Genomic DNA, 2,401 nt, shown 5'->3' on the forward strand with positions numbered 1-2,401 from the left:
CGCCCGCTAGACTAATCTAGCGGGCGTTTCTTTATCGACAGTCCCGTTTGAAAGGATTCTGACTATTTCTTCAAACCTAAAGTACCACCAACACGTTTCGGTGCAGGTTTGTTCGGCCTGTTTGAATCTTGACTACGGTCTGTCGGTTTACCGCTTCGACGTTCGTTATTGTCGCGATCTGTGCGATTGCGATCCGAACGGTTTTTATCTGAATTAGAACGCTCTGAACGAGAGTTTGATTTCCAGTTTTCGGTATTGCCACCGCCACCGCTTTCACCGTTCGATGAGTTACGGCCACGCTTTGAGTTAGGCGCATGACGGAATTCATCCGCATTGTTACCGCGGTAAGTGCGAGTACGGTTCTCGTTTTGATTACGGCGCGCTGTTGAAGTTTGGTTCTCTTCACGGCTATCAAAAAGTTTCGCGTCAGTTGCTTTACGAATTCGTTGACCTTTCGCGTTCATTTTTGACGCATCTTCAGTACTTACTGAGCCTTCACACATCGCCAAGATTTCATTAATCTCTTCGTCGCTCAGGTAGCGCCATTTTCCGTTAGGAATACCGTCTAATGAGATGTTCATAATACGAACACGGCGTAGCTTAAATACTTCGTAACCGAGCGCTTCACACATACGGCGAATCTGACGGTTAAGGCCTTGCGTTAATGTGATGCGAAACGAGAACTTGGTCTCTTTCTCTACCTTACATGGCAAGGTAACAGTATCGAGAATATGAACGCCAGCGCCCATTTGCTTTAAGAACTCAGTCGTAATAGGTTTATCTACACGAACCACGTATTCTTTTTCGTGGTTGTTACCTGCACGTAGGATTTTGTTTACGATATCGCCGTCGTTGGTCAAGAAGATAAGACCATCAGAAGGCTTATCTAGACGACCAATAGGGAATATACGTTTGTGGTGACCTATAAAGTCGACGATGTTGCCTGGAATATCACGCTCAGTAGTACAGGTGATACCTGTTGGTTTATTAAGAGCAATGTAGATCGGCTTTTCTCTTGAACGAACAGGTTTATTGTCGATCTCAACATCATCACCAGGCAAGACTTTAGTGCCCATTTCAGGGATCTTACCGTTAATAGTAACTCGGCCAGCATCAATGAGTTTGTCGGCTTCGCGGCGTGAGCAAAAACCAGTTTCACTGATGTATTTATTAAGGCGTTTAGCTTGGGATTCTTGTGACATGATATTCTCTTAGCGTTTCACAACGGAAATATAGATAAACAAAAAGCAACCTCTGAATAGTTGCTTTGAGTTGGGATTCGTTAACTGAGGACAATTTTAGCACTTGGTGTGAGTCTAGGCACGAAATATCGCTCTTGATGCAAGACCGCTATTAGCTTACTTATCTATCTCAACTTATCAACTGCTGCGCTTTTGATGGCGCTCTCTGTTCTCTAGCTTTTTGTCATTACTCTTTCTGAGCATGACATAGACCGCACCTGTACCACCGTGAAATTGCTGAGCTGAATGAACACATTGAACATCATTAATTTGTGTTAGCCAATTTGCCACGTAGCTTTTCATCATTGCTGGTGGATTCGAACGCTCACCTTTACCGTGGACAATGATAACGGTGCGAACATCCATTCTTAAACACTGGCGTAAAAATGAGAGTACTTCGTTACGAGCGTCTTTCAGTGTTTTCCTGTGAAGGTCGAGTTTGGCTTGAATTGGATACTTGCCCAAGCGCAGCTTTTTGTATACGCCTTCTTGTACGCCATCTTTTTTATAAGCAATGACATCGTCAGGTTTGATCATTGGAGAGTAGTCTAATGATAAGTAGTCTTTCTCGTCGTCAGACAGCCACATAGCGGCTTCACGCTTAGCAAGGTGAGATTCTGTGACTCGGTGTACTTTCTGGTGTTCGGCGGTGTCATGGTCGATACGTTTAACATCGCCCATCATTTCTTGGAATAGATCTAAGTCGTCATCATGAGACATAGTGTGTATCTCAAGTTGGATAAGGATAAGGTAAGTATACCTAAGTTGAGGCCGGGTTTAAAAATGAAAAAACCGGAGAAGACAATAAGTCGGCTCCGGTGCAAAGCGTTTTTACATCTACCTAAAGAAAATGATACTTAAAAGTAGATGATTTAGGCTGAGCGATTCTAGTGAGGAGATTTTTCAGTCATAACTTTGTAGATGAAGAAGCCTCCATAGAACATCATGAGACCCAGAGCCCCGAATATTACTATCATTGAAGATAGCCCCACCGCATTACCAAATAGGAGTTCTAGCCAAAAGTCCATGTGTATACCTCAAAGTTATATGACACGAGTTAGTGTATTAACTGGTGTTATCAATTCACTGATCTGGATCAATCCTGTTTCATAAGTTAAATACTTGTTGGTAACTGTGTGTTTTTCGTCACATTGGCATTT

The 2,401-nt window shown here is 43.0% G+C and carries 3 protein-coding genes; all 3 read right to left on the reverse strand.

The window, feature by feature from the left end; translation table 11 throughout:
- Window positions 1–62: 62 nt before the first annotated feature.
- Window positions 63–1,202 (reverse strand): 23S rRNA pseudouridine(2604) synthase RluF, encoded by a 1,140-nt coding sequence (gene rluF, locus AB4496_RS15395; protein ID WP_017097594.1) that lies wholly within the window; start codon window positions 1,200–1,202, stop codon window positions 63–65.
- A gap of 177 nt (window positions 1,203–1,379) precedes the next feature.
- Window positions 1,380–1,961 (reverse strand): DNA endonuclease SmrA, encoded by a 582-nt coding sequence (gene smrA, locus AB4496_RS15400; protein WP_009848720.1) that lies wholly within the window; start codon window positions 1,959–1,961, stop codon window positions 1,380–1,382.
- 167 nt (window positions 1,962–2,128) lie between these two features.
- Window positions 2,129–2,269 carry a DUF3149 domain-containing protein gene (locus AB4496_RS15405; RefSeq protein ID WP_004736246.1) on the reverse strand — a complete coding sequence of 47 codons (141 nt, stop codon included), beginning with the start codon at window positions 2,267–2,269 and terminating at the stop codon, window positions 2,129–2,131.
- Window positions 2,270–2,401 lie beyond the last annotated feature (132 nt).

It is taken from the genome of Vibrio sp. 10N.222.46.A1 (assembly GCF_041473595.1).
Classification (GTDB): Bacteria; Pseudomonadota; Gammaproteobacteria; order Enterobacterales; family Vibrionaceae; genus Vibrio; species Vibrio tasmaniensis_A.